The organism is Pararhizobium sp. LjRoot238, assembly GCF_964252955.1.
Taxonomy (GTDB): Bacteria; Pseudomonadota; Alphaproteobacteria; order Rhizobiales; family Rhizobiaceae; genus Pararhizobium.
In genome coordinates this window covers 92395-116040 of record NZ_CAXUPP020000006.1, presented here as the reverse complement: position 1 = coordinate 116040, position 23646 = coordinate 92395, and the positions used below count along the sequence as shown (strand labels likewise).

Annotated in this window: 20 protein-coding genes; 11 read left to right on the top strand and 9 right to left on the bottom strand. The window is 62.6% G+C overall.

Annotated features, from left to right (window positions below; all coding sequences use genetic code 11):
• Window position 1 precedes the first annotated feature (1 nt).
• Window positions 2–1045: a tartrate dehydrogenase gene (locus ACSQ3F_RS29045; protein WP_436103615.1), complete on the top strand. Its 1044-nt coding sequence runs from the start codon at window positions 2–4 to the stop codon at window positions 1043–1045.
• A gap of 16 nt (window positions 1046–1061) precedes the next feature.
• Complete coding sequence (locus ACSQ3F_RS29040; protein WP_436103614.1) at window positions 1062–2519, top strand: NAD-dependent succinate-semialdehyde dehydrogenase; 1458 nt, start codon at window positions 1062–1064, stop codon at window positions 2517–2519.
• A gap of 72 nt (window positions 2520–2591) precedes the next feature.
• Here ACSQ3F_RS29040 and ACSQ3F_RS29035 read toward each other — a convergent pair whose 3' ends face one another.
• Both ACSQ3F_RS29035 and ACSQ3F_RS29030 read right to left on the bottom strand, forming a co-directional pair.
• Window positions 2592–3866, bottom strand: a complete 1275-nt coding sequence (locus tag ACSQ3F_RS29035) for an NAD(P)/FAD-dependent oxidoreductase (RefSeq protein WP_436103613.1) — start codon at window positions 3864–3866, stop codon at window positions 2592–2594.
• A gap of 14 nt (window positions 3867–3880) precedes the next feature.
• The gene (locus tag ACSQ3F_RS29030) at window positions 3881–4549 is read right to left on the bottom strand and encodes a haloacid dehalogenase type II (RefSeq protein ID WP_436103612.1); all 669 of its coding nucleotides are present in this window, start codon (window positions 4547–4549) and stop codon (window positions 3881–3883) included.
• Window positions 4550–4868: 319 nt separating this feature from the next.
• Between ACSQ3F_RS29030 and ACSQ3F_RS29025 the strand changes: the two genes are divergently transcribed.
• From ACSQ3F_RS29025 to ACSQ3F_RS28990, 8 genes are all read left to right on the top strand, one after another.
• On the top strand, window positions 4869–5711 hold the full coding sequence (locus ACSQ3F_RS29025) for a GNAT family N-acetyltransferase (protein ID WP_436103611.1): 843 nt from the start codon (window positions 4869–4871) through the stop codon (window positions 5709–5711).
• A 13-nt stretch (window positions 5712–5724) separates the two neighbouring features.
• On the top strand, window positions 5725–7098 hold the full coding sequence (locus tag ACSQ3F_RS29020; protein ID WP_436103610.1) for an aspartate aminotransferase family protein: 1374 nt from the start codon (window positions 5725–5727) through the stop codon (window positions 7096–7098).
• Window positions 7095–7343: a hypothetical protein gene (locus ACSQ3F_RS29015; protein ID WP_436103609.1), complete on the top strand. Its 249-nt coding sequence runs from the start codon at window positions 7095–7097 to the stop codon at window positions 7341–7343. Before ACSQ3F_RS29020 ends, ACSQ3F_RS29015 begins: the two co-directional genes overlap by 4 nt.
• Window positions 7330–8082: an HAD-IA family hydrolase gene (locus ACSQ3F_RS29010; protein ID WP_436103608.1), complete on the top strand. Its 753-nt coding sequence runs from the start codon at window positions 7330–7332 to the stop codon at window positions 8080–8082. Before ACSQ3F_RS29015 ends, ACSQ3F_RS29010 begins: the two co-directional genes overlap by 14 nt.
• Window positions 8083–8159: 77 nt before the next feature.
• On the top strand, window positions 8160–9770 hold the full coding sequence (locus tag ACSQ3F_RS29005) for an ABC transporter substrate-binding protein (protein ID WP_436103607.1): 1611 nt from the start codon (window positions 8160–8162) through the stop codon (window positions 9768–9770).
• Window positions 9771–9859: 89 nt separating this feature from the next.
• On the top strand, window positions 9860–10810 hold the full coding sequence (locus ACSQ3F_RS29000) for an ABC transporter permease (protein ID WP_436103606.1): 951 nt from the start codon (window positions 9860–9862) through the stop codon (window positions 10808–10810).
• Window positions 10807–11658: an ABC transporter permease gene (locus tag ACSQ3F_RS28995; RefSeq protein WP_436103605.1), complete on the top strand. Its 852-nt coding sequence runs from the start codon at window positions 10807–10809 to the stop codon at window positions 11656–11658. Before ACSQ3F_RS29000 ends, ACSQ3F_RS28995 begins: the two co-directional genes overlap by 4 nt.
• A complete protein-coding gene (locus ACSQ3F_RS28990) occupies window positions 11658–13316 on the top strand; it encodes an ABC transporter ATP-binding protein (protein WP_436103604.1) in 1659 nt (552 codons plus the stop codon). The genes ACSQ3F_RS28995 and ACSQ3F_RS28990 overlap by 1 nt, the downstream gene beginning before the upstream one ends.
• Window positions 13317–13334: 18 nt before the next feature.
• Here the strand turns inward: ACSQ3F_RS28990 and ACSQ3F_RS28985 are convergent, their stop codons facing one another.
• Window positions 13335–13811, bottom strand: a complete 477-nt coding sequence (locus ACSQ3F_RS28985) for a winged helix-turn-helix transcriptional regulator (RefSeq protein ID WP_037128921.1) — start codon at window positions 13809–13811, stop codon at window positions 13335–13337.
• A gap of 234 nt (window positions 13812–14045) precedes the next feature.
• Between ACSQ3F_RS28985 and ACSQ3F_RS28980 the strand changes: the two genes are divergently transcribed.
• Window positions 14046–15371, top strand: coding sequence for an NAD(P)/FAD-dependent oxidoreductase (locus ACSQ3F_RS28980; protein WP_436103603.1), 1326 nt, complete (start codon window positions 14046–14048; stop codon window positions 15369–15371).
• A 107-nt stretch (window positions 15372–15478) separates the two neighbouring features.
• Here ACSQ3F_RS28980 and ACSQ3F_RS28975 read toward each other — a convergent pair whose 3' ends face one another.
• The 6 genes from ACSQ3F_RS28975 to ACSQ3F_RS28950 are packed head-to-tail and all read right to left on the bottom strand — an operon-like array spanning window position 15479 to window position 23639.
• Window positions 15479–16414, bottom strand: a complete 936-nt coding sequence (locus tag ACSQ3F_RS28975) for an alpha/beta hydrolase (protein ID WP_436103602.1) — start codon at window positions 16412–16414, stop codon at window positions 15479–15481.
• 3 nt (window positions 16415–16417) lie between these two features.
• Window positions 16418–17185 (bottom strand): 2,3-dihydro-2,3-dihydroxybenzoate dehydrogenase, encoded by a 768-nt coding sequence (locus ACSQ3F_RS28970; protein WP_436103601.1) that lies wholly within the window; start codon window positions 17183–17185, stop codon window positions 16418–16420.
• On the bottom strand, window positions 17166–21107 hold the full coding sequence (locus ACSQ3F_RS28965; RefSeq protein ID WP_436103600.1) for an amino acid adenylation domain-containing protein: 3942 nt from the start codon (window positions 21105–21107) through the stop codon (window positions 17166–17168). Before ACSQ3F_RS28965 ends, ACSQ3F_RS28970 begins: the two co-directional genes overlap by 20 nt.
• A 2-nt stretch (window positions 21108–21109) precedes the next feature.
• A complete protein-coding gene (locus tag ACSQ3F_RS28960; protein WP_436103599.1) occupies window positions 21110–21361 on the bottom strand; it encodes a phosphopantetheine-binding protein in 252 nt (83 codons plus the stop codon).
• Window positions 21358–22008, bottom strand: a complete 651-nt coding sequence (locus ACSQ3F_RS28955; protein ID WP_436103598.1) for an isochorismatase family protein — start codon at window positions 22006–22008, stop codon at window positions 21358–21360. The genes ACSQ3F_RS28960 and ACSQ3F_RS28955 overlap by 4 nt, the downstream gene beginning before the upstream one ends.
• 2 nt (window positions 22009–22010) lie before the next feature.
• Window positions 22011–23639, bottom strand: coding sequence for a (2,3-dihydroxybenzoyl)adenylate synthase (locus ACSQ3F_RS28950; protein WP_436103597.1), 1629 nt, complete (start codon window positions 23637–23639; stop codon window positions 22011–22013).
• Between the last annotated feature and the right edge of the window lie 7 nt (window positions 23640–23646).

The window sequence follows — 23646 nt, the reverse complement described above, 5'->3', positions numbered from 1 at the left end:
CATGAAGACCTACAAGATCGCCCTTCTGCCTGGAGACGGCATCGGTCGCGACGTGACCGATGCGGCCTGGGCGGTCCTGGAAAAAGCCTCCCGGGCAGCCGGTTTTTCGGTAGCAGGCACCAGCTATCCCTGGTCTTGCGACTATTATCTGCAGCACGGCAGCATGATGCCGGCCGACGGTATCGAGACACTGAAATCCTTTGATGCCATCCTCCTCGGCGCGGTCGGCTGGCCGGCAAAGGTGCCGGATTCGGTCTCGCTGCACGGGCTTCTCCTGCCCATCCGCAAGGCCTTCGTCCAATATGCCAACATCCGCCCTCACCGGCTGCTGCCTGGCGTTCAGGGCCCGCTGAAGGCGGACGCCTTCGACATCCTCTGCATTCGCGAAAACACCGAGGGTGAATATTCCGGCGCCGGCGGCCGCGTGCATCAAGGCGCAGACAATGAAGTGGCGGTCGAGACTTCGATCTTCACCCGCAAGGGCGTGGAGCGCATCCTGCGCTTCGGTCTCGAACAGGCACGCGCCCGGCGCGGCAAGCTCGCTTCCGTCACAAAGTCCAATGCGCAGAAATACTCCATGGTCTTCTGGGACGAGATCACGCAGGCGCTTGCCCGTGAGTATCCCGATGTCGAGGTCACGAGTTACCATATCGACGCGATGGCCGCCCGCATGGTCATGGCGCCGGAAAGCCTCGACGTAGTGGTCGCCTCCAATCTGTTCGGCGATATCCTTACCGACCTTGGCGCCGCCATCCAGGGCGGGCTTGGCTTTGCAGCGTCCGCCAACATCAATCCTGACCGCACCGCGCCGTCCATGTTCGAACCCGTCCATGGCTCGGCGCCAGATATCGCCCATCTCGGCATTGCCAACCCGATCGCCGCCATGTGGTCGGGTGCGATGATGCTGGAGCATCTGGGAGAGAAAACCGCGGCCCGCAACGTGATGGCGGCCATCGAGGCGACGACTGCGCGCGGCATCGGCGCCATCCCCGGCAAGGACAAAACAGACGCGATCACCGCGGCAGTGCTTTCGGCGCTTGGCTGACAGAGAAGAGGACACGATGAACGAGTTGAAGGACACCAGCCTGTTTCGCGAGCAAGGGCTGATCAACGGTGAATGGCGTGGTGCTGCGGCGGAACGCGAAATCGACGTCATTGAGCCGGCAACGCAGGACGTGCTCGGCACCGTGCCGGACATGGACGGTAGCGATACCCGCGCGGCGATCGAGGCGGCTGAGAATGCCTTTGGATCGTGGCGCAGGAAGACGCATTCCGAACGCGCCACCTTGCTGGAGGCCTGGCATGACCTGATGATTGCGAACATCGAGGATCTCGCGCTGATCCTGACCAAGGAACAGGGCAAGCCGCTGGCCGAGGCGCGCGGCGAGATCCGCTACGGCGCCTCGTTCATCAAGTGGTTTTCCGAAGAAGCGCGCCGTATCGGCGGCACGACCATTCCCTCCCCGACAGCTGACCGGCGGATCGTTGTCCTGAAGGAGCCGGTCGGTGTTTCGGCGATCATCACACCCTGGAATTTCCCCAACGCGATGATCACCCGCAAGGTCGGGCCGGCGCTTGCCGCAGGCTGCACCGTCGTCATCAAGCCATCGGATCTCACGCCCTATTCGGCGCTTGCGCTCGGCGTTCTGGCGGAACGCGCCGGCATCCCAAAAGGCGTCATCAATATCGTCACCGGCATGCCGACCGAGATCGGTGACGAACTGATGGCGAACCCTACCGTTCGCAAGATCTCCTTCACCGGCTCTACCCGCGTCGGCTCGCTCCTGATGCGCGGCGCATCCGACAGCGTCAAGCGACTCAGCCTGGAACTCGGTGGCAACGCGCCTTTCATCGTCTTCGACGATGCCGATCTCGACCTTGCCGTCGAGGGCGCGATCGCGTCGAAATTCCGCAATGGCGGCCAGACCTGCGTCTGCGCCAACCGCCTTCTCGTCCAGTCGGGTGTCTATGACGCCTTCGCCGGGAAGTTGGCCGCCCGTGTCTCGGCCATGAAGGTCGGCCCCGGCACTGAAGCCGGCGTCGATATCGGCCCGATGATCAACAAGGCCGCGATCGACAAGATCAACCGCCATGTCGACGACGCAGTCGCAAAGGGCGCCCGCATCCTCACCACGCCGCCAGCCATGCCGAAGGGCGAACAGTATACTGCTCCGATCGTCCTCGGTGGTGCAACGACCGATATGCAGCTCGCCAGCGAGGAAACCTTCGGGCCCGTTGCCCCCCTCTTCCGCTTCGACGAGGAGGAGGACGCGATCAGGATCGCCAATGCTACGCCTTTCGGGCTCGCGGCCTATTTCTACACCGAGAGCTTGAAGCGCTCCTGGCGCGTCGCAGAGGCGCTCGAGTTCGGCATGGTCGGACTGAATACCGCGGCAATTTCCACCGAGGTTGCTCCCTTTGGCGGCGTCAAGCAATCCGGCCTTGGTCGCGAAGGTGCCCAGTGCGGCATCGAGGAATATCTCGAAATGAAGAGCTTCCATATCGGCGGGCTCAACTGACTGACCGGCAAGAACAAGAAAATGGGCGCCGAGAGAACATCCCGGCGCCCTCCTTCGTTGATCGCTCCGCGGTTACTGAAACCGGTCGAGGGTCTTGTAGTACAGCCCGACAAGCGGCAGGAACCACGGCTTGCCGAAATGGCCGGGAACGGCGGGCCAGTCGAGGCCCTTTACCGGGTTGCGGTCGGCCTTGCCCAGAATGGCGTCGGCGATGATCATGCCGAGATGGGTGGACAATTGCGCGCCATGGCCGGAATAGCCCATGGCGTACCAGACGCCATCGACATAGCCGGCGCGCGGATAGCGGTCCTTGGTCATGTCGACGAGCCCGCCCCAGCAGTAATCGATCTCGACCCCGGCAAGCTGCGGGAAAATCTGCAGGAGGCTTGCTTGAAGGATCGCTCCGCTCTTTGCATCCGAGCGCTGGTCGGATGTGGCGGAAAACCGGGCGCGGCCGCCAAAGATCAGCCGGTTGTCGGGCGCCAACCTGAAATAATTGCCGATATTCATCGAGGTGACGCAGGTCCGGTTGCCCGGCATCGTCGCCGCTATTTCGGTTTCGGTCAGCGGCCGGGTCGCGACGATGAAACTGCCGACCGAAACGATGCGGCGGCGGAAATAGCCAAAGACCGACGGCGTATAGGCGCCCGTCGCTACGAACACGTGATCAGCGGTAACCGTCCCGCGCTCGGTCGCCAGGCTGTGTCGTCCATTTCCCTTGCGATGGGCGGTCACCGCTGCCTTCTCGAAGATGATGGCGCCATGGCGCGCGGCGGCGGTGGCGAGCCCGACCACATAGCGTCCCATGTGCATCATTGCGCTCTTCTTCGACAACATGGCGCCATGGAATGGCGAGCCGACCTCATCCTTCAGGTCGGTCGCCGTCAGAAGCGCGGTGTCCGGATCAACCTCGTTGTGTACCGCCTCGAAATTGCGGGTAATGGCATCGAAATGCTGTGGCTTGGAGGCGAGCTTGAGCTTTCCGGCCCGGCGGAAATTGCAGTCGATCCCCTCCTCGGCAATGATCGCCTCGATGGTATCGATCGAGTCATCGAGTGCCCGGTAGAGCGCGATGGCGCGCTCCTTGCCAAGTTCCGCCTTGGCGGAAATGTAGCTATGGGCGAGCCCGTTGTTGAGATGCCCGCCATTGCGGCCGGAAGCCCCCCAACCGACCCGTTCCGCCTCCAGCACAACGACCCGGACGCCCGCCTTGGCGAGGTGGCGCGCGGCCGCAAGCCCGGTGAAGCCGCCGCCGATGATGGCGACGTCGTAATGTCCCTCGACGGGGCCTTGCGCCGCGCCCCCGAAGGCGGGGGCCGTGTCATGCCAGTAGGATTGGAACTTCATCGCCATGCCCTCCGTCAGAGCCCGACGACGCCCGGCAGGCCAGAAATATCCGCGATTTCGACATAGCCGTAGTAGGCGTTTGCCGGCTCGTGGCCACGATTGACCCAGACCTTGTTCTTGATCCCGAGGTCATGCGCCGACATCAGGTCGTAGCGGAAGGAGGACGAGCAGTGCAAGACGTCTTCCGGGCCGCAGCCCAGCATGTCGAACATATATTCGAAGGCCTTGAAACGTGGCTTGTAGGCATTGGCCTGCTGGGCCGTGTAGACCGCGTGGAAGGGCGCGCCAAGCTTTTCGACATTCGACATGATCTGCGCGTTCATGGCGTTGGAAAGGATGACCAGCGGGATTTCCTTGGCCACCTTGGCAAGGCCCGCCGGCACGTCCGGATGCGGCCCCCAGGTCGGCACCCGTTCATAGACCATCCTTGCGTCCTCGTCGCGAAAGATCACACCGTTCTTCTTGCAGGTGCGCTCGACGGCATTGTGAACGACTTCGCTATAAGGCTTCCAGTCCCCCAAGATTTCATCCAGACGGTAGGCGGCAAAATTCTTGATGAATTGCGCCATGCGCGCCTCGTCGAGCTGATCGCCGTAGAGATCGCGAGCTGCCTCCGCCATCTGGAAGTTGGTAAGCGTCCCGTAGCAGTCGAAGGTGATGAATTTCGGGCGGAAGTGGGCCATGACAGGGTCCTTGAAGTTTCCTGAAGCGATTTCGTCTGTCCCGATCATAGGCTGAGGCTTGCCCACCTGCCCGACTGAAATCGGGACTGGCGAAGCAGATTGTTTCGTATCCCGCGCACTCTTTGGCACAGAGTTGCGTCACCAGGATCATGAAGTGGGCAAGGTCCCCGGGATTTGGCCCTTTTGTCCAAAACTGCCGGCATAAGATGCGGCAAGCTGCCGAAGCTACGGCGGAAGATACCGCCGGCGGCCCGTCCTTGGGACGATCTTCTGACGGCACCGGTCTAAGACTGAAGGAAACAGACTAAGGACCTCGTCGATGCAGACAAGCCAGATCGATCTTGTGGCCTTCGGCCCCGAACATCTCGAGGGTGCGGTGGCGCTCTCCCGTCAGAACGGATGGCCCCATCGCCTGGAAGACTGGCAGATGGCGCTTGCGCTGAGTAGCGGTGTCGTGGCGTTCGAGGAAGAGCGCCGTGTGGTCGGGACGGTACTTGTCACGTCCTATGGCGACGGTTGTGCGACGATCAACATGGTTATCGTCGATGAAGCCATGCGCGGCCGCGGTCTTGGGCGCAAGCTGATGGATGCATCGCTCAAAATTGCGGGCGAGCGGCAACTCCGTCTGGTGGCGACCAACGACGGCTTGCCGCTCTATCAAAAGCTCGGTTTCCGGCAGACCGGCTCTGTCATCCTGCAACATCAGGGGAATGTGCCTGCGATCGCTGCGCCGGACGGCGTTGAGCCGGCCAAAAGGGCTGATCTCGACATGATCGTGGCGCTTGATCGCGCTGCCTTCGGCGCCGACCGAAGAGGCCTCCTCGAATCCATCGCAGGGGTCGGCCGGTTTGCCGTGATACGGCGAGCGGGTCAGCTCCGGGGTTTTGCAGCACTTCGCGCTTTCGGGCGGGGCGACGTGATCGGACCCGTGGTCGCCGCCGATGCGAGCGATGCCTGCGCCCTGATTTCCTTCTTCATTGCCAGCCGGCCCGGTGCCTTCCTGCGGGTCGACACGACGGACGACACTGCCATTGCGCCCTGGCTCGCTAGGCACGGCCTTGCTTATGCCGGTGGCGGCATTGCCATGCGGGCCGCAGGCCGCGATGTCACGACACCCCCCGAGCTGAAAACCTTCGCTCTCGCCAACCAAGCCCTCGGCTGACCCGGAGACATGCATGTTTAGCAATTCCCTCATCGAACTCGACCGCGCTCACCTGGTCCATCCGGTTGCCTCCTATCGCAGCCACGAGAAGCTGGGCGTGCGCGTTCTCGCCTCGGCCTCCGGAGCGACCGTCACCGACGCCTACGGCAAACAGCTGATCGACGGCTTTGCCGGTCTCTGGTGCGTCAACGCCGGCTATGGTCATGACAGCATCGTGGAGGCTGCCGCAAAACAGATGCGGGAGCTCCCCTACGCGACCGCCTATTTCGGCCTCGGCTCGGAGCCGGCGATCCGGCTCGCCGCCGAACTCGCCGACCGCGCCCCGGGCGACCTCAACCACGTCTACTTCACGCTCGGTGGCTCCGACGCCGTCGACAGTACGATCCGCTTCATCCATTACTATTGGAACGCTCGCGGCCTGCCGAGGAAAGACCAGTTCATCTCTATCGAGCAGGGCTATCACGGTTCCTCGACGGTCGGAGCGGGCTTGACTGCCCTGCCCGCTTTCCATGCCGGCTTCGGCCTGCCTTTCGACTGGCAGCACAAGATTCCGTCCCACTATGCCTATCGCAATCCGGTCGGCACCGACCCGGAAGCAATCATCGCCGCCTCGGTTGCGGCATTGAAGCAGAAGGTCGAGGACCTAGGCGCTGACCGCGTCGCGGCATTCTATGCCGAACCGATCCAGGGTTCGGGCGGCGTGCTCGTGCCGCCCAAAGGCTGGATGAAGGCGATGCGCGACGCCTGCCGGGAGCTCGATATCCTCTTTGTCGCCGATGAAGTCATCACCGGGTTCGGGCGCACGGGTCCGCTGTTTGCCTGCGCGGAGGACGAGATCGTGCCGGATTTCCTGACCGTCGCGAAAGGCCTGACCTCCGGCTATGTGCCGATGGGCGCTCTCTTCATGTCCGAGCACGTCTACCAGACGATCGCCGACGGCGCCGGCGCTTCCGCCGTCGGCCACGGCTATACCTATTCGGCCCATCCCGTCAGCGCAGCCGTTGGTCTGGAAGTTCTGCGGCTCTATGAAGGAGGGCTTCTGGACAATGGCCGCAAGGCCGGTGCACGGCTGATGGCCGGTCTCGAGAGCCTCAGAGATCATCCTCTCGTCGGCGATGTCCGCGGTCGCGGCATGCTGGCTGCGGTGGAACTCGTCGTTGACAAGGTGCGCAAGACGCCCCTTCCGGTAGCCGCCGAACCCGCCCGCCGCATCTTCGACCGCGCATGGAACAACGGTCTTGTCATCCGCGCCTTTGCTAACGGTGTGCTGGGCTATGCACCGCCGCTCTGCTGCACCGATGCGGAAATCGACGCGATCATCGAGCGCACGCGCCGGACGCTCGACGAAACTCTGGCTGATCCGGCCGTTCGCGCTGTCATGGCGTGAGCGGTAAAATCCATGCAAGGCAGGGTTTCGCGCATCCCTCGAAATACCGTGAAGCCCGCCATATTCGCAATTTTGTGCCGCCGGGCAGGTTCATTTCGGAGAATCCGGCGAGCCATTGCTGCGAAACTGGAGCTGAGAAAAAGGCGGCAATCCCGGAAAACCGGGGTTTTGCAGGAAAAATGGGCGGGGCCAATGGCATCCGCGACAGCATTAAATTCTGTAGACGGCCCAATGCGACGGCATGACGCGCGCACAACCGGGGAAATTCACGTGGCAAAGACCTTCGCTGATTTCAAATATCTCACATTCGATGTTGTCGGCACGCTGATCGACTTCGAAGGGGGCATCAAGGACTGCCTGGCCGGGATTGCCGCGGAGACAGGCGTGACCGTGGACGGCGAAGAAGCGCTGACGCTCTATCGGGAAGCTCGCTATTCGGACGATGCCGATCTCTTCCCCGACGATCTCGTGCGCGTCTATCTGGCGATTGCGCCCAGGCTTGGCCTGCCGGCGCAAGCGGCTTATGGCGAGCGGCTCAGGGATTCGGCCAAGAACTGGAAAGGCTTTGCCGACAGCGCAGAGGCGATGGCCCGGCTTTCAAAAAAATACCGGCTGATCGCAATGACGAACGCGCGACGCTGGGCCTTTGAGCATTTTTCGAACGAGCTCGGCAACCCCTTCTATGCGGCCTTCACGGCCGACGATGCCGGCACCGAGAAACCCGATCCGGCCTTTTTCCAGAAGGTTTTCGATTTCGTCGCGACCGAAGGCAATTCGAAGGAGGATATCCTCCATGTCGCACAAAGCCAGTACCACGACATCGGCATCTCGCGTCGGCTCGGCATGACCAATTGCTGGATAGAGCGGCGCCATGCGCAAAAGGGCTACGGCGGCACGATCGAGCCGGCTGAATTTACCCGGCCCGACTTCCACTTCCATTCTATGGCTGACCTCGCCAGCGCCGTGGAGGAGGTAGCGGCTTAGAAACCAAGCCTCACAAACGGACAGAACCCGCCGGAAAAGGCGGGCGCCACGGAAAATCCAACAAAAAGGGGAATGACATGAACGACAAGATCACGAATTGGACGAAAGCAGACGACACGATGGTGGAAAATGCTATCCGTCGTGGCGCCACCCGTCGCGAACTTCTTCAGTTGATGCTGGCTGGCGGCGTCGCCACGGCCGCTGGCGGCTTCATTCTCGGGCAGGCAACCAGGGCGGTTGCTGCCACTCCGGTTGCTGGAGGCGCGCTGAAGGCTGCGGGCTGGTCTTCCTCAACTGCCGATACACTGGATCCGGCCAAGGCCTCGCTTTCCACCGACTACGTGCGCTGCTGCGCCTTCTACAACCGCCTGACCTTCCTTGATCAGACCGGCGTTCCACGCATGGAACTTGCAGAATCCATCGAGAGCAAGGATGCCCAGGTCTGGACCGTGAAGTTGCGCGGCGGCGTGACATTCCATGACGGCAAGCCGCTCACCGCGGAAGACGTCGTCTTCTCGCTGAAGCGTCATCTCGATCCGGGCGTCGGTTCGAAGGTTGCCAAGATCGCGGCGCAGATGACCGGCTTCAAGGCCGTCGACAAGCTAACGGTGGAGATCACTCTCGCCAACCCGAACGCCGACCTTCCGACCGTCCTCGGCATGCACCATTTCATGATCGTCGCCGACGGCACCACGGACTTCTCCAAGGCCAACGGCACCGGCGCCTTCGTGCGCGAGGTCTTCGAACCGGGTGTGCGCTCGGTCGGCGTCAAGAACAAGAATTACTGGAAATCCGGTGGTGCGAACGTCGACTCGTTCGAATACTTCGCGATCAGCGACGACAATGCACGGGTGAACGCCCTTCTGTCCGGCGATATCCATCTTGCCGCGTCGATCAACCCGCGGTCGATGCGCCTGGTCGAAAGCCAGGAAGGCTTCTTTCTGTCAAAGACGACATCCGGCAACTATACCAACCTCAACATGCGGATGGATCTGGCTCCAGGCGACAAGAAAGATTTCGTCGAGGGCATGAAGTATCTGATCAACCGCGAACAGATCCAGAAATCGGCTTTGCGCGGTCTGGCGGAAATCGGCAATGACCAGCCGGTTTCTCCGGCCAATTTCTACCACAATGCCGACCTGAAGCCGAAGGCCTTCGATCCCGAAAAGGCGAAGTTCCATTTTGAAAAGGCGGGAGTCCTCGGTCAATCCATCCCCATGATCGCTTCGGAAGCTGCGACCTCTTCGATCGACATGGCCATGATCGTTCAGGCAGCGGCCGCCGAAATCGGCATGAAGTTCGACGTCCAGCGCGTACCCTCCGACGGCTACTGGGACAACTATTGGCTCAAGGCGCCGGTCCATTTCGGCAACATCAATCCTCGGCCGACGCCGGACATCCTCTTCTCGCTGCTCTACACCTCGGACGCCCCGTGGAACGAGAGCCAGTACAAGTCCGAGAAGTTCGACAAGATGCTGATCGAGGCGCGGGGCTCTCTCGATCAGGCAAAGCGCAAGGAAATCTACAACGAGATGCAGGTCATGGTCGCTGAAGAGGCGGGAACCGCTATCCCTGCCTATCTCTCGAATGTCGACGCAACGACAGTCAAGCTGAAAGGCCTTGCTCCTAACCCGCTTGGCGGCCAGATGGGCTACGCATTCGCGGAATATGTCTGGCTCGAAGCCTGACGAAGCGAATGGCCGGGGGCGGATTTCGCCCCCGGTCCGCTTTCCGATCGCGTATAGTCCATCAGCCGAACGCCAAAGGGAGCGCGCGCGTGAGCAATAGGGTTATGTCCCTCGTGATGAGCAGGTTGCTCATTGCCCTTGTTACCTTGGTCATCGTATCGTTTGCGGTGTTCTTCGCCACGACCATGCTGCCCGGCGACACGGCAACGATCCTGCTCGGCCAGGCCGCCACGCCGGAAGCCGTCGAAGGCCTGCGCAAGGCAATGCACCTGGACGAGCCGGCCATTTTCCGGTTCATGCGGTGGTTCGCCGGGCTCCTGGCGGGTGATCTCGGCACGTCCTACGCCAACGACATGCCGATTGCCGAACTGATCGGCGGGCGCTTCATCAACTCGCTGAAACTCGCCGGAGTAACCGCCTTGTTCTCGGTGCCGATTGCACTCACGCTCGGCATTACCGCTGCAATGATGCGTGGCTCCCTCTACGACCGGATCGTCACCATCCTCACGATCGGCGTGATATCCGTCCCCGAATTCATGGTCGCAACCTCGGCCGTCCTTCTCTTCGCGGTCTACCTGAAATGGCTGCCGGCGCTCTCCTTTGCCAATGAGGTGCACTCCTTCACCGACTTGCTGCGGGTCTATGCCATGCCGGTGATCACGCTGACCTTCGTCGTTTCCGCCCAGATGATCCGTATGACACGTGCCGCCGTCGTCGAAACATTGAACACGCCCTACGTCGAAATGGCCCTGCTGAAGGGTGCGTCACGGCGCCGGATTGTCCTGAAGCACGCTCTTCCGAATGCACTTGGTCCGATCGTCAATGCGGTCGCCCTCTCGCTATCTTATCTGCTCGGCGGGGTGATCATCGTTGAGACCATCTTCAACTACCCCGGGATTGCCAAGTTGATGGTCGATGCGGTCGCCACGCGCGACCTGCCGTTAATCCAGAGCTGCGCGATGATCTTCTGCCTCGGTTATCTGGTCCTGATCACGCTTGCCGACATTATTGCCATTCTTTCGAATCCGAGGCTCCGATGACGACAGACACCACGCATAAGCCAATCGGACGCCGTGCCGGCTATCGCTTCAATCTGGTTGGAATGACAGGCCTTGCCGTTATCCTGTTGTGGGCTCTCATCGCCATTTTCGCCCCCATTCTCATCCCTTACCCGGTAGGAGAAATTGTCGACTTCGACTATTTCGGTCCGATGTCCGGTCAGTTCTGGATGGGCTCCGACTATCTCGGGCGCGATATCTTCTCGCGTATCCTGATGGGCGCGCGCTACACCGTCGGCATCTCGCTGGCCGCCGTCACGATTGCCTGCTTTACCGGCGTCGTGCTGGGCATGATCGCCGCGGTGACGGGCGGATGGACCGATACGGTGCTCAGCCGCTTTCTCGATGCGCTGAACTCCATCCCGAGCAAGCTGTTCGGGCTTGTCGTCGTAGCAGCCGTGGGATCGTCAATCCCGGTTCTGATCTTTACGCTGTCGGTGATCTACATCCCCGGGGCCTATCGTTTTGCCCGTGCGCTTGCGGTGAACGTCAACGCCATGGATTTCATCACCGTCGCGCGGATTCGTGGTGAGAACGTCTTCTACCTCGTTGGCTCCGAAATCCTGCCGAACATCCTGGGGCCGGTGCTTGCCGATCTTGGTCTCCGTTTCGTCTTCATCGTGCTGCTCCTGTCCGGTCTGTCGTTTCTTGGCCTTGGCGTCCAGCCGCCCTATGCCGACTGGGGTGCCCTCGTCCGCGAGAATATCGGCGGCCTGCCCTTTGGCGCACCCGCTGTGATTTTTCCCTCGATTGCGATCGCAAGCCTCACCATCAGCGTGAACCTTCTGATCGACAACCTGCCCTACAAGATCCGGGACCGGAGCGCATGATGGCCAACCTCGTTGAAACCCGTGATCTGAAGGTCGAGGCGAAGACCGATTCCGGCCGTATCGTTGAGATCATCAAAGGTGTCAGCTTCGACGTCGCGGAAGGCGAAATCGTCGCGCTGATCGGTGAAAGCGGCTCGGGAAAGACGACGATTGCCCTTACCCTGATGGGCCATGCCCGCGCGGGCTGCCGCATTTCCGGCGGCAGCGTGATGCTCGCGGGCAAGGATATGGCCAGGCTTTCGGAAAAGGAACGGGCTGCCGTTCGCGGCACCGAAGTCGCCTATGTGCCGCAGAGCGCGGCCGCGGCCTTCAATCCAGCCGCCACGATCATGGACCAGGTGATCGAAGTGACCCGCATTCACGATCTGATGCCGGTCGCCGAGGCAAGAGTCCGCGCGATCGAACTTTTCCGGGCGCTTTCCCTGCCCGCTCCCGAAACGATCGGCGACCGCTATCCGCACCAGGTTTCTGGCGGTCAGTTGCAGCGCCTTTCCGCTGCCATGGCATTGATCGGCGATCCCAAGCTGGTGATCTTCGATGAACCGACAACGGCGCTCGATGTGACGACGCAGATCGAGGTGCTTCGCGCCTTCAAGGCCGTGATGCGCAAAGGCGGTATCGCCGGCATCTATGTCTCCCACGATCTCGCCGTCGTCGCGCAGATCGCTGACCGGATCATCGTGCTGAAGGGCGGCGAGGTTCAGGAAGCCGGAACCACGGACAATATCCTGTCGCATGCACAACATCCCTATACGCGCGAACTGCTTGCCGCCTTCGAGCCCAAGGCACGAGGCGCCCAGTCGGCGGCGGCCATGGACACGCCCCATATTCTCACGGTCGAAAACCTTATCGCGGGCTATGGTACAATTCAGAATGACGGTCTGCCCCTGGTGCGTGCCGTCCAATCGGTCAGCCTCAAGGTGGAACGGGGCCGCAATCTCGGCATCATCGGTGAATCCGGCTGTGGGAAGTCCACGCTGGCCCGGGCGATCGCCGGCATTCTGCCTGCCTCTGCCGGTCAGATCGTCTTCGACGGGCGGGAACTGGCGCAAAGCGTCCGCGGCCGCTCCCGCGAGCAACTGCGCGAAATGCAGATCGTCTTCCAATATGCCGATACGGCGCTCAATCCCGCAAAGTCGATCGAGGACATTCTGGCGCGGCCGCTTGCCTTTTATCACGGCATGGACCGCAAGGCCCGGGACAAGCGGATCAACGAGCTCCTGGATATGGTTCGGTTGCCGTCATCGGTCCGCCAGCGGCGTCCGGCCGAGCTTTCCGGCGGTCAGAAGCAGCGCGTGAACTTCGCGCGCGCCCTTGCGGCCGACCCGAAGCTGATCCTCTGTGATGAAATCACCTCGGCCCTCGACACCGTCGTCGCAGCCGCTGTGATCGAACTGCTGAAGGAACTGCAGCGCGAACTCGGCTTGTCCTACATCTTCATCAGCCACGACCTTTCGGTGGTGGAGGCCATCTGCGACGAGATCGTCGTGATGTATGCGGGCGAAAAGGTCGAGCAGATCACGCCATCCAACGCAGGAAAAAAGCCGAAGCATCCCTATTCGCAACTGCTCTTCTCCTCCGTGCCGAAGCTCGATCCGAACTGGCTCGACGGACTTGAGCAGGACCCGGAGTTGGTCCGCGCCTATTGCCGGCGCTGAGAGGCGGTCGTCTCTTCTTCAGAGGGGAAAGAGACTGGTCAACGGCATGTGGGCCTTGACGATCGGCGACTTCAGCACCACGAAGCTGAAATACTTGTCGATGCCGATATCCATGTCCGTCAGCCGTTCCATGATGGTCTGGTACTCGCCGATCCCGGCCGTCACGAATTTCAGCATATAGTCGTAGCCGCCGGAAACCAGATGGCATTCGATCACCTGGTCGACCTTCTCGACCGCGGCCAGGAAGCGGGCGAAGTCGATCTGCCGGTGATTCTTGAGGGTGACCTCGGTGAAAACCGTCAGGGTCTGGCCGAGCTTGCCGACATTGACCTGGGCCGAATAGCCGACAATATAGCCTTCGGCCTGCAGCTTCTTCACCCGCATCAGACAAGGGCTCGGCGAAAGATTGACCAGTTCGGCAAGCTCGACATTGGTGATGCGGCCGTTCTTCTGCAGCTCGTAGAGGATCTTGATGTCGATCCGATCCAGTTTCATGTGAGACCTGCCGTGTTGGTGTCATCGACGGATGGATGCAGCAGAAAATGCTGCATCCATCCCAACCCGACCATAGCACATGGGGCATCACTGTCATTATCTATGCATTCCTATTGGGTAGCATAAAAGGTTGCCGCGCCGCGCAAGACAGTAGAAAATGCTGGACATCCATGAACTCCAGCTACGCCTTCGTCCGGGCGCGGGTAGATTGACGGCTTGAGCTGGAGATCTGCAATGCGTGTGCCCCTTCAAAAGATCGAAACGAATCAAACCCTGCCTGAAAGCGCCGACGCGGTGATCATCGGCGGCGGCATCGTCGGCGTCTTCGCGGCCTACTATCTTGTGCGCCGGGGTCTGAAAGTCGCGCTTCTGGAGAAAGGTCTGATCGGCGCCGAGCAGTCGAGCCGAAACTGGGGCTGGTGTCGTCAGCAGAACCGGGATGCGCGGGAACTGCCGATGGCGACAAAGAGCCTCGACCTGTGGGAGCGTTTTGCGGCCGAAACCGGCGAGGACACGGGGTTCCGGCGCTGCGGACTGCTCTACCTCAGCAACGACGATGCCGAACTTGAGGGCTGGGCCCGCTGGCGCGACTTTGCCGGAACCGCCGGCGTGACAACGCATATGCTCGACAGCACGAAGGCGACCGAACGCGGCAGGGCAAGTGGCCGGATTTGGAAGGGCGGGGTCTTCTCCCCGTCGGACGGCACCGCCGATCCCTCGCGTGCGGCACCTGCCGTCGCCAAAGCAATCGTGAAACTCGGCAGCAGCGTGCATCAGAATTGCGCCGCACGCGGTATCGAGACTACGGCCGGACGACTGAGCGCGGTGGTGACCGAAAGGGGAACCATCCGCACGCCCGTCGCCGTCATGGCGGGCGGCGCCTGGGCGTCATCCTTCTGCCGTCAGATCGGCATCCGCTTTCCGCAGGCATCCATCCGCTCGTCGATCCTGTCGGTCTCGGCCGGGGCGGATGATCTCCCCGATGCGCTCCACACGGCTGACGTTTCGATCACGCGGCGGAGCGACAACGGCTACACTCTGGCGATCAGCGGGCGCGGGCGCGTCGATCCCACGCCGCAGCAGTTGCGTTTTGCAGACCAGTTCGTGCCGATGTTCCTGCGCCGGTGGCGCAGCCTGGCGCCGGGTGGCGCCGAAGGCTGGCGCTCAGGCCACGAGACGCTGGCCCGCTGGCGGCTGGATGCTCCGACCCCGATGGAACGGATGCGTATTCTCGACCCGACGCCCGATCGCAGCACCATTGAGCTCACTCATCGCCGCGCCTGCGCGCTCTTGCCCTCGCTCACCAAGACAAGCATCACCGCGGCCTGGGCGGGATATATTGACAGCACGCCCGACGGCGTGCCCGGCATCGGCGAAATCGCTTCTGTCCCCGGTTTCATCCTCGCCGCTGGTTTCAGCGGCCACGGCTTCGGCATCGGCCCCGGTGCCGGACACCTGATTGCCGATATCATCACCGGCGCGGAGCCTCTGGTCGATCCCCGCCCCTATCACCCGAACCGCTTCAAAACCGCGGCCTGGGGCAAGGTGGCGGATTTCTGAACGAACCGGGCCGCTTAGCGTGGATTGGAACTGATGCGAAATCTGGGAGGTCGATATCCCGGACCGTGTTGCGCCGACGGAGGCGACGGTGAGACGAAACCCGATCCCTACGCTCTGCCGGTGACGTATCTCAAGGCCCGGCAGAGCGCGGACGTGACGACGGTGGCGTGATCCTCGTCGTCGCGGACCTCGAACTTCACTGCGGCGCAAGAACCGAAGGCGTGGTTCAGTTCGAGCATCAATTCCCGGACGTTGTCGATCATCCGCCGCGCTTGCCGGACCTGATGATAGCGCGGACCGAACTGTTCCTTCGACTGCCAAGGTGCAAGATCCTGCTCCCATCCCCCGACCGCGGCATAGACGTGCACCGTGCCGGCAAAGGTCGGCCCGGCTTCGCGCAGGGACGCCGAGAGCACCGGCCTGTCCCACCAGATCGACGGGCTGAAGGCGATATAGCCGGCAAACATGCCGGGGTGCTGCGCCAGAAGGTCGAGCGCAAAATAGCCCGCCAGCGAATGGCCGAGAAGGGTCCGCCGGGCATCGTCGATCGGGAAATGCGTCGCGACATGGGGCAGAAGCCGATGGGTGAGAAAGCGGATATAGGCCGCCTGGCCCCCGCAGTCTGTGCCGTCCCGGTCGGGGAAGACGCCGGCATCCGCCGGTCCGCGGGTGAAGTCATAGTGCCTGCGATCGGCATTGTAGTCGCCCGTCTTCGGATAGCCGATGCCGATCACCACGGCAGGATCGATGCCGGTCGCCTTCGGACGGCGCGAAACCCGCCGCACGGTCTCGGCGACGGTGATGAAATCCGAATTGGCATCCAGGACATAGATGGCCGGAAACCCTCGAGGCGGCGGCGGCGCGTCGGGAACGAAGGCGAAAATCTCATAAGGCAGGCCGCTTTCGGCCATCAGCATGAACCGCCGACAGCCCGGCATGGTCACAGGCATTGCGTCCATCTCGGTTTCCGGCATTGCCTCGCGGCTTGCCTCGCGGGCGGCAAAGGTCGATGGCCCGTCCTGTTTCTTGCATGTTTGTTTCATCGTTCAACCCCGAAGCGTTGCGCCGCCGTCGACATAGAGATCGGCCATGGTGATATGTGCTGCCCTGTCGGACAGGAGGAAAGCCACGGAATTGGCAACGTCCTCGGGCGTCGCCAGTTTCCGCAGCGGGATGCCGGGCTTGTAGGTCGCAAGCGACCCCTCGATCACCCGCGCGGCTCCTGCTTCGTCGCTCCACATGCCGGTCTGCATCGACGTCAAGGTCGAGCCCGGTGCGACGATGTTGCAGCGGATGCCGTATTCGGCAAGTTCCAGCCCGAGGCAGCGTGTGAACATGGTCGAGGCCGCCTTGGAGGCGGCATAGGCGGCCATGTTCTGTCGCGGGATGCCGGCAGCGTTGGAACTCACGGTCACGATGCTGCCTTGCCGACGGGGCGCCATGTGGCGCGCGAGCGCCCGCGAGACATGGAAGACGCCTGCTGCATTGACGGAGAAAACCCTGTTCCATTCCTCGTCCGAGGTTTCAAGGATGGTGGCCGTTGCGAGCACGCCGGCGACATTGACGCCGAAATCCACACCGCCCCAGGCGCCCGCGACATCGTCGACGAGCCGGTCGACCGCCGCGCTCCGGCTGACATCGAGACGGTCGATCCTGAGATTCGCACCGGCCAGCGTCTCGAGCGTCTCGACGGCGAGATCGCTGGCCGCGACCTTGACCCCTTCGTCGAGAAGCAGTTTCACCACGGCATGGCCGATGCCGCCGCCGGCACCGGTGACGAAGGCGGTTTTGCCCTCAAGCCCGCTGAATGCCATGGTCGCTCTCTCCGTTTTCTTTGTTTTCGATCGCCGCCTTCAGGACCGGGGCGATATGGGTGACGGCCTCGGCCCCCGTCATATGGGCATGCAGGACGGGCACCTCGTGGATGCTCAGCGACGCAGAATAGGTCCGCCAGCTTTCCGGCGTCAAAATGCCGTCGCCATGGTCGGCGGCCGCGCGGAAATGCAGGAGCGGACCCTCATAGCGGCGATGGTGATGGGCTCGCACGAAGCGATTGTTGAGCCCGACAACGCGCATCATGCCGTCGAGTGCGGCGGCGGGAAGCCTGGCGAGCGGACTACCATTTTCAGCCAGGAATGCGGTGACGGCAGGCCGGGTCAGCGGCAGGTCCGGCAATCGGTCCGGGTCGTGCCCGCCGATGGCGAGCAGCGCCTTCAGTTCGGCCCCCGGTCCGGGATCAGGCTCATCGCGCCAGCAATCGCAAGGATAGGCATCGAGCATGGCGACGACGCCGACGACAAGGCCCATGTCGCGCAACTGAACGGCCACCGCCTGGGCGAGAATGCCGCCGACAGACCAGCCGACGAGGTGGATGGTCTCGCCGCCGGCCAGAAACCGAATGCGGCGCGCATAGTCCCTCGCCATTTCCTCAAGGCTGCGCGGCGCCTCCGCTTCCGGATCGAGCGCTAGCGCTTGCACGCCCCAGACGGGTCTTTCGGCGCCAAGTGCGCGGGCAAGCCCGTTGTAGCACCAGGACAGGCCGCCCGCCGGATGCAGCATGAAGACCGGCGCCCTGCCCGCGGTCACTGCATTCAGCTTGACCAGTGGCTGAAGCCCGGTGTCGGGGGAGACCGGCCCCTGATCGAGGTAGTGGGCGAGCTTGCCGATCGTCGAATGCTCGAACAGGACGCCAATGCCGGCATCGCGTCCGAGGATTTCGCGCAGATGCAGCATCAATTCGACGGCCAGCAGCGAATGCCCGCCGAGATCGAAGAAATCATCGGCGGCGGAAAAAGGCCCGGGCGATTGCAGCACCCGCGCGAAAAGCAGGGCGACCAGCTTTTCGCTTTCCGTCTCCGGCGCCCTGCCCCTTGTCCCGGCATGTGCCGGAGCCGGCAGCGCCTTGCGATCCAGCTTGCCGCTACCATTGACGGGAAAGGCGTCGAGAACCATGATCGCCGAAGGAACCATGTAGTCCGGCAGGCGGGTAGCGCCGTGGGCCGAAATCTCGGCAGGCAAGACATTTGCCTCAGCCGTCACATAGGCGACGATGCGCTTGTCTCCAGGCTGGTCCTCGCGCAGAATGACCACGGCTTGGGTGACGGCGGGATGGGAGAGCAGCGCTGTTTCGATTTCGCCGAGTTCTATACGCAGACCGCGCAGCTTGATCTGGTGATCGGAACGACCAAGATAGAGGATGGCGCCGTCGTCGCGAACCCGGGCAAGATCACCCGTGCGGTACATGCACTCGCCTGGATGAAAGGGATCGGCAATGAAACGATCTTCAGTCAGGGCTTTCTGGCCAAGATATTCCAGCGCCAGCTGCCGGCCGGCGATGAAGAGGTGCCCGTCGACTCCGGCCGGAACGGGGCGGAGATGGTCGTCCAAGACATAGAGGCGGGTATTCCAGACCGGAAAGCCGATCGGCACCGGACGGGATGCGTCCTTGCGATCCGCCGGCCAGTAGCTGACATCGACGGCAGCTTCCGTCGGTCCATAGAGATTGTGCAGCTCGGCCTCGATCCGGTCATGAAAACGGTCGCGGAGGTCCGCGGTCAGTTCCTCGCCGCTGCAGAACACCCGGCTCAGCGACAGTCCGCGCGATTTTGGTTCCGCAAGGAAGGCTGACAGCATGGACGGCACGAAATGCGCCGTCGTGACGCCGTTGTCTCGGATGATGCGGGCCATGGCGACCGGGTCCCTGTGCGCTTCCGGCGGTGCGACGACAAGCAGCCCGCCGCACAGGAAGGCGAGAAAGAACTCCCAGACGGAAACGTCGAAGGTCATCGGCGTCTTCTGCAGAATGACGTCTTCAGCCGTGAAGCCGTAGTGCAGCCGCATCCATTCCAGGCGGTTAACGATGGCGTCGTGCCCGACCACGACCCCCTTCGGCTCACCGGTGGAGCCGGAGGTATAGATCACATAAGCGGGGTCTGCGCCGGACGGACCCGGGATCGCCAGGCCGCGCGGCTCATCCGGCCAAAGCGACGGTGGCAGGGAGGGAATGCCGGCGAAATCGCCACCATCTTCGGCCCGCAGCAACGCCACCGGACCCGCGGAGTTCATGATTTTGTTCAGCCGCTCCGGAGGATGGGCCGGATCGAGCGGCATATAGGCCGCTCCCGCCCGCAATATCGCGATCAGTGCGACGATGAGATCGAGCGAGCGCGGCAGCGTCACCGCGACGATGGCGCCCGGTCCCGCGCCGTGTTCGAGAAGGGCTTCCGCCAGCGCCGCACTTCGTTGATCGAGATCCCCATAGGTGAGCGACCGCCCCTCGAAGCGCACGGCCTCGCTCGCGGCAAAGGCCGACAAACGCTCCTCGATCAGTACGGCGAGCGTTTTTTCCGGAACCGGATGGGCCGTATCGTTAAGAGTCTCGATCAGCCAGCGGCTCTCTTCGCCGGTGACCGTCGGAATGTCGCACAGCCGCCTGCCCGCAAGTGCGCCTGAAACGGCTGCGGACAAGAAGGCGGCCAGCCGCACGCCGTGGGCAGCGGTTTCCGTTTCGTCGTAGAGGCCGGGATTGGTGTCCACTTCCAGACGCAGGTTTCCCGCGCCCAGATCGCCGCGAAAGCTGAAAGTGATATCGTCCACGGGACCGGTTCCGAGGATTGTGAGATGCGTCTGAACGCCGGCAAGCGACGGTAAGGCGTCGAAAGGCAGGACATTGACGAGCGGTCCGGAAAGCCGCCTGTGGCCGCCCAGAAGCCCGCAATCCCGGCGGACCTGCTCGCTGCGATAGCGTCCATGGCGGCGATCCCTGACGATGCGGCCGGCCGACCGGCGAAGCCAGGTGACCAGTTCCTCCTCCTCGTCAACGGCGAGCCGAAGCGGCAGAACGTTCATGACCATGGTCGGCACCCGGGCAACGCTTGCGCCGAACCGCCCCATGAAGGGAACGCCGATGACGACCTCACTGCCCCCTACATGGCGGGCGAAATAGACCCCGGCAAGTGCGGTCAGGATGTCCGGCCAGGAAAGCTGTGTCGCCTTTGCAAGCGCGACAAGACCCGCGCAGAAAGTAGCATCGAGCATGCGCTCGACGTGCTGATAGCTCACGCCGCTGCGCGCGAGGCCCGGTTTCATGCCGACCACGTCGGGAAGGTCGCGCATGGCGTCCAGCCAATAGTCGCGGTCCTCCCGGAAGCGGCAAGACTGGCGGTAGCCGAGGTCGTCGCGCACGGCGATTTCCATGTCCGTCAGCGGATGGCCGGCAGTGCCGCCCGACAGCGCGGCATTGTAGAACTGGGCAATGCGCTGGGTGACGAGACCTGTGGCAAAACCGTCGGTGATCACATGGTGCAGGCGCTGGTACCAGAGGAAGCTCTCATCTGCGAGACGGAAGAGATGTTGGCGGGCAAGCGGTTCCGCCGTCATGTCAACGGCGCGGCCCATATCGGTGCGGATCACGTCCAGCGCGGCTTCGCGCGGATTTTTGCGGCCCGAAACGTCTTCGATCGTGAGGAAAGGTCGGTTGCGCTCGTTGACGACCTGCCGATCCTGCCCGAGAATCCGGACGGCGAGGCTGTCTGCCTCCATTGCCACCTGCCGGACCGCCTCCTCGAAGGCGGCAACATTTAGAGGTCCGTTGATGTCCACATATTGCCCGGTATTGAAGACCGGGTTTTGCGGATCGATGGACTGCGCGAACCAGAGGCCCGCCTGGGCATCCGTCAAGGGAAATGTGCGTCCGGTTTCCTGGGAGCGGCGGTCGTTGGGTGCGAATGCCGGCATGGTCAGGCCTCCAGCGCAACGGGAATCCGGCGCTGCGCGACCGCCCACCAGCCGGCGAGTGTCGGGCATTCCGCCAGTTCGGAAAAGTCGAGAGTGATGCCGCGCTCCTGCCAGAGGAGAACGAGGTTCATGGCGCGCATGGAATCGAGACCCAGATCCATCAGGTTATCGTCGGCACCGATCTCGTCTGGATCGGCATAGATCATCGCCGCGATATCGAGCCGCATCTGCTCGCGGGTAAACGGACGCTTCATGCGAGGGCTCCTCTCTCGATTGCGCCGGACAGCGCATCAACGCTGATGGGAATGCCGCAGGTCATGGCGACATAGTTGAGTGCGAGGTCGTGGCGTTCCCGGGAAAAGTCCGCCACCGCATCGCCGACGAGGAAAGGCTTGATGTCGCGCTGGAAGGCCTCGGCGGCTGTCAGCAGGCAGCCAATATGGGCATAGATGCCGCAGACGATCAGCTGGTCGCGGTCGCGGACCTGCATCAGATGCGCCAGATTGCTGAGCTGAAAGGCGCTGTAGCGGTGCTTGACCAGGACGATATCGCCATCGCGCGGGCTCAGTGCAGGCGTGATGGGCTGGTGTTCGGCCGCGTCGCTCATGCCCGATCCCCACAAATCGGCTTGGAGCCCGCGGTCGCGGCGGTCCTGGTTGCCGGTTTGCGCGGTGTAGAACACTGGAATTTCAGCCTTGTCGCAGACCGATCGCAGCCGGGCGATATTGGCGATCACCGGAGCGATGGGGGAATTTTCCGGCGAAAAGGCACCGATGAAATAGTTCTGCATGTCATGGATCAGAAGTGCGGCCCGCGTTGGGTCGAACGTCCAGTCGGCCCTGGCCTTCGGCATTTCGCCGGCGGACGGCAGGTCGTAGGGGGCTATTTTCGGCAATCCCATCGTCAGGCCTCCACCGGCATCTGTTTCAGAAACTGTTCGCGAAGATTTTGGCGAAGCGTCTTGCGGCTGATCTTGCCGACGGCCGTCGTCTCGAATTTCTCGACGAAGACGATCTGGTCGGGCACCTTGAACTCGGCAAGCCCACGACCGCGCACGAAGGCCTTCAAGGCAATCGTTTTCGGTTTCTCGCCCTTGCTGATCACGAAGGCGCAGCTGCGCTCGCCGAGATAGGGATCGGGAATGGAGACGACCGCGGCGTCGAAGACCGCCGGATGGGCGAGCAGATGATCCTCGATTTCCTCGGCCGAGATTTTCTCGCCAGCGCGATTGATGTGATCGCCCGCCCTGCCCCGGACGATCAGATAGCCATCGGGGGTCTTCGACACGATGTCACCGGTCCGGTAGTAGCCATCGGGTGTGAAGGAGCGTGCATTGGCCGCCGCGTCATTGTGATAGGCCCGGATCGTATACGGCCCTCTCGTAAGCAGCACTCCGGGTTCGCCCTCCGCCACCGGCTGTCCCAGATCGTCAACGATCAGGATCTCGTCGTCCGGGCTGATCGCCCGTCCCTGTGTCTGGACGATGACCTCTTCCGGATCGTCTAGCCGGGTATAGTTGACGAGGCCCTCGGCCATGCCGAAAACCTGCTGCAACGTGCAGCCGAGCGTGGCGCGGACGCGGGCGGCGGCTTCAGGGGCGAATTTGGCGCCGCCCACCTGCAGTACCTCAAGGCTCGAAATGTCGTGACCGGTCGTCGCCGCGGCCTGCATCCACAGGAGCGCCAGCGGTGGAACGACGCCGGTGATTATCACCCGTTCCTTTTCGATCAGCGTGAATGCCTTCTCTGGGCTCGGCGACGGGCAAAGGATGATCCGGCTCCCGGCATGGAGTGCTCCGAAAATGCCCGGCGAGCTCATCGGAAAATTATGGGCGACCGGCAAGGCCGCCATATAGACGCTGGACTCGCCGAGTCCACAGATTTCGGCGCTCGCGCGAAAGCTGTAGATATAGTCGTCATGGGTGCGAGGAATGAGCTTCGACAGTCCCGTGCTGCCGCCGGAGATCTGCAGGAAGGCGACGTCGGAGGAAGGCGGATCAGGTGGGAGCGGCACGCCTTCGGTCGGCAACCCGTCGAGCGGTGTAAACTCCTGCGCCTCGCCGATCACCACGACATGGCGAAGCGCGGGTGCGATCGAGCGGATCTCGCGCGCCAGGATCCTGTAGTCGAAGTCCTCATGCCTTTCGGCGATGACATAGGCGCTCGCTTCGGCTTTCAGCGCGAAATGGGCTATTTCGGTCGCCCGATGCGCGGGCAGCGCAAAGACCGGGACGAGGCCTGCGCGAAACAGCCCGAAGACGACCGAGAGGAACTCCGCAATGTTCGGAAGCTGCACGATCACGCGCTCGCCGGGAACGAGGCCCAGCGAGAGAAATCCGGCGGCATGGGCCTCGGCCCGTTTGACGAGCTCGCCGTAGGTCCAGCGGATTGGGCCGCCGACCACCGCGATGTTGTCGGGCGCTCGAACGGCGCGGTCACGCAGAAAGCCGAACATGGTTTCGCCGCGCCAATAGCCGGCAGCCCGGTACTTTGCCGCAAGGCCGTCCGGCCAGCTTTGTTTCAGTTCCAGCATGGTCACC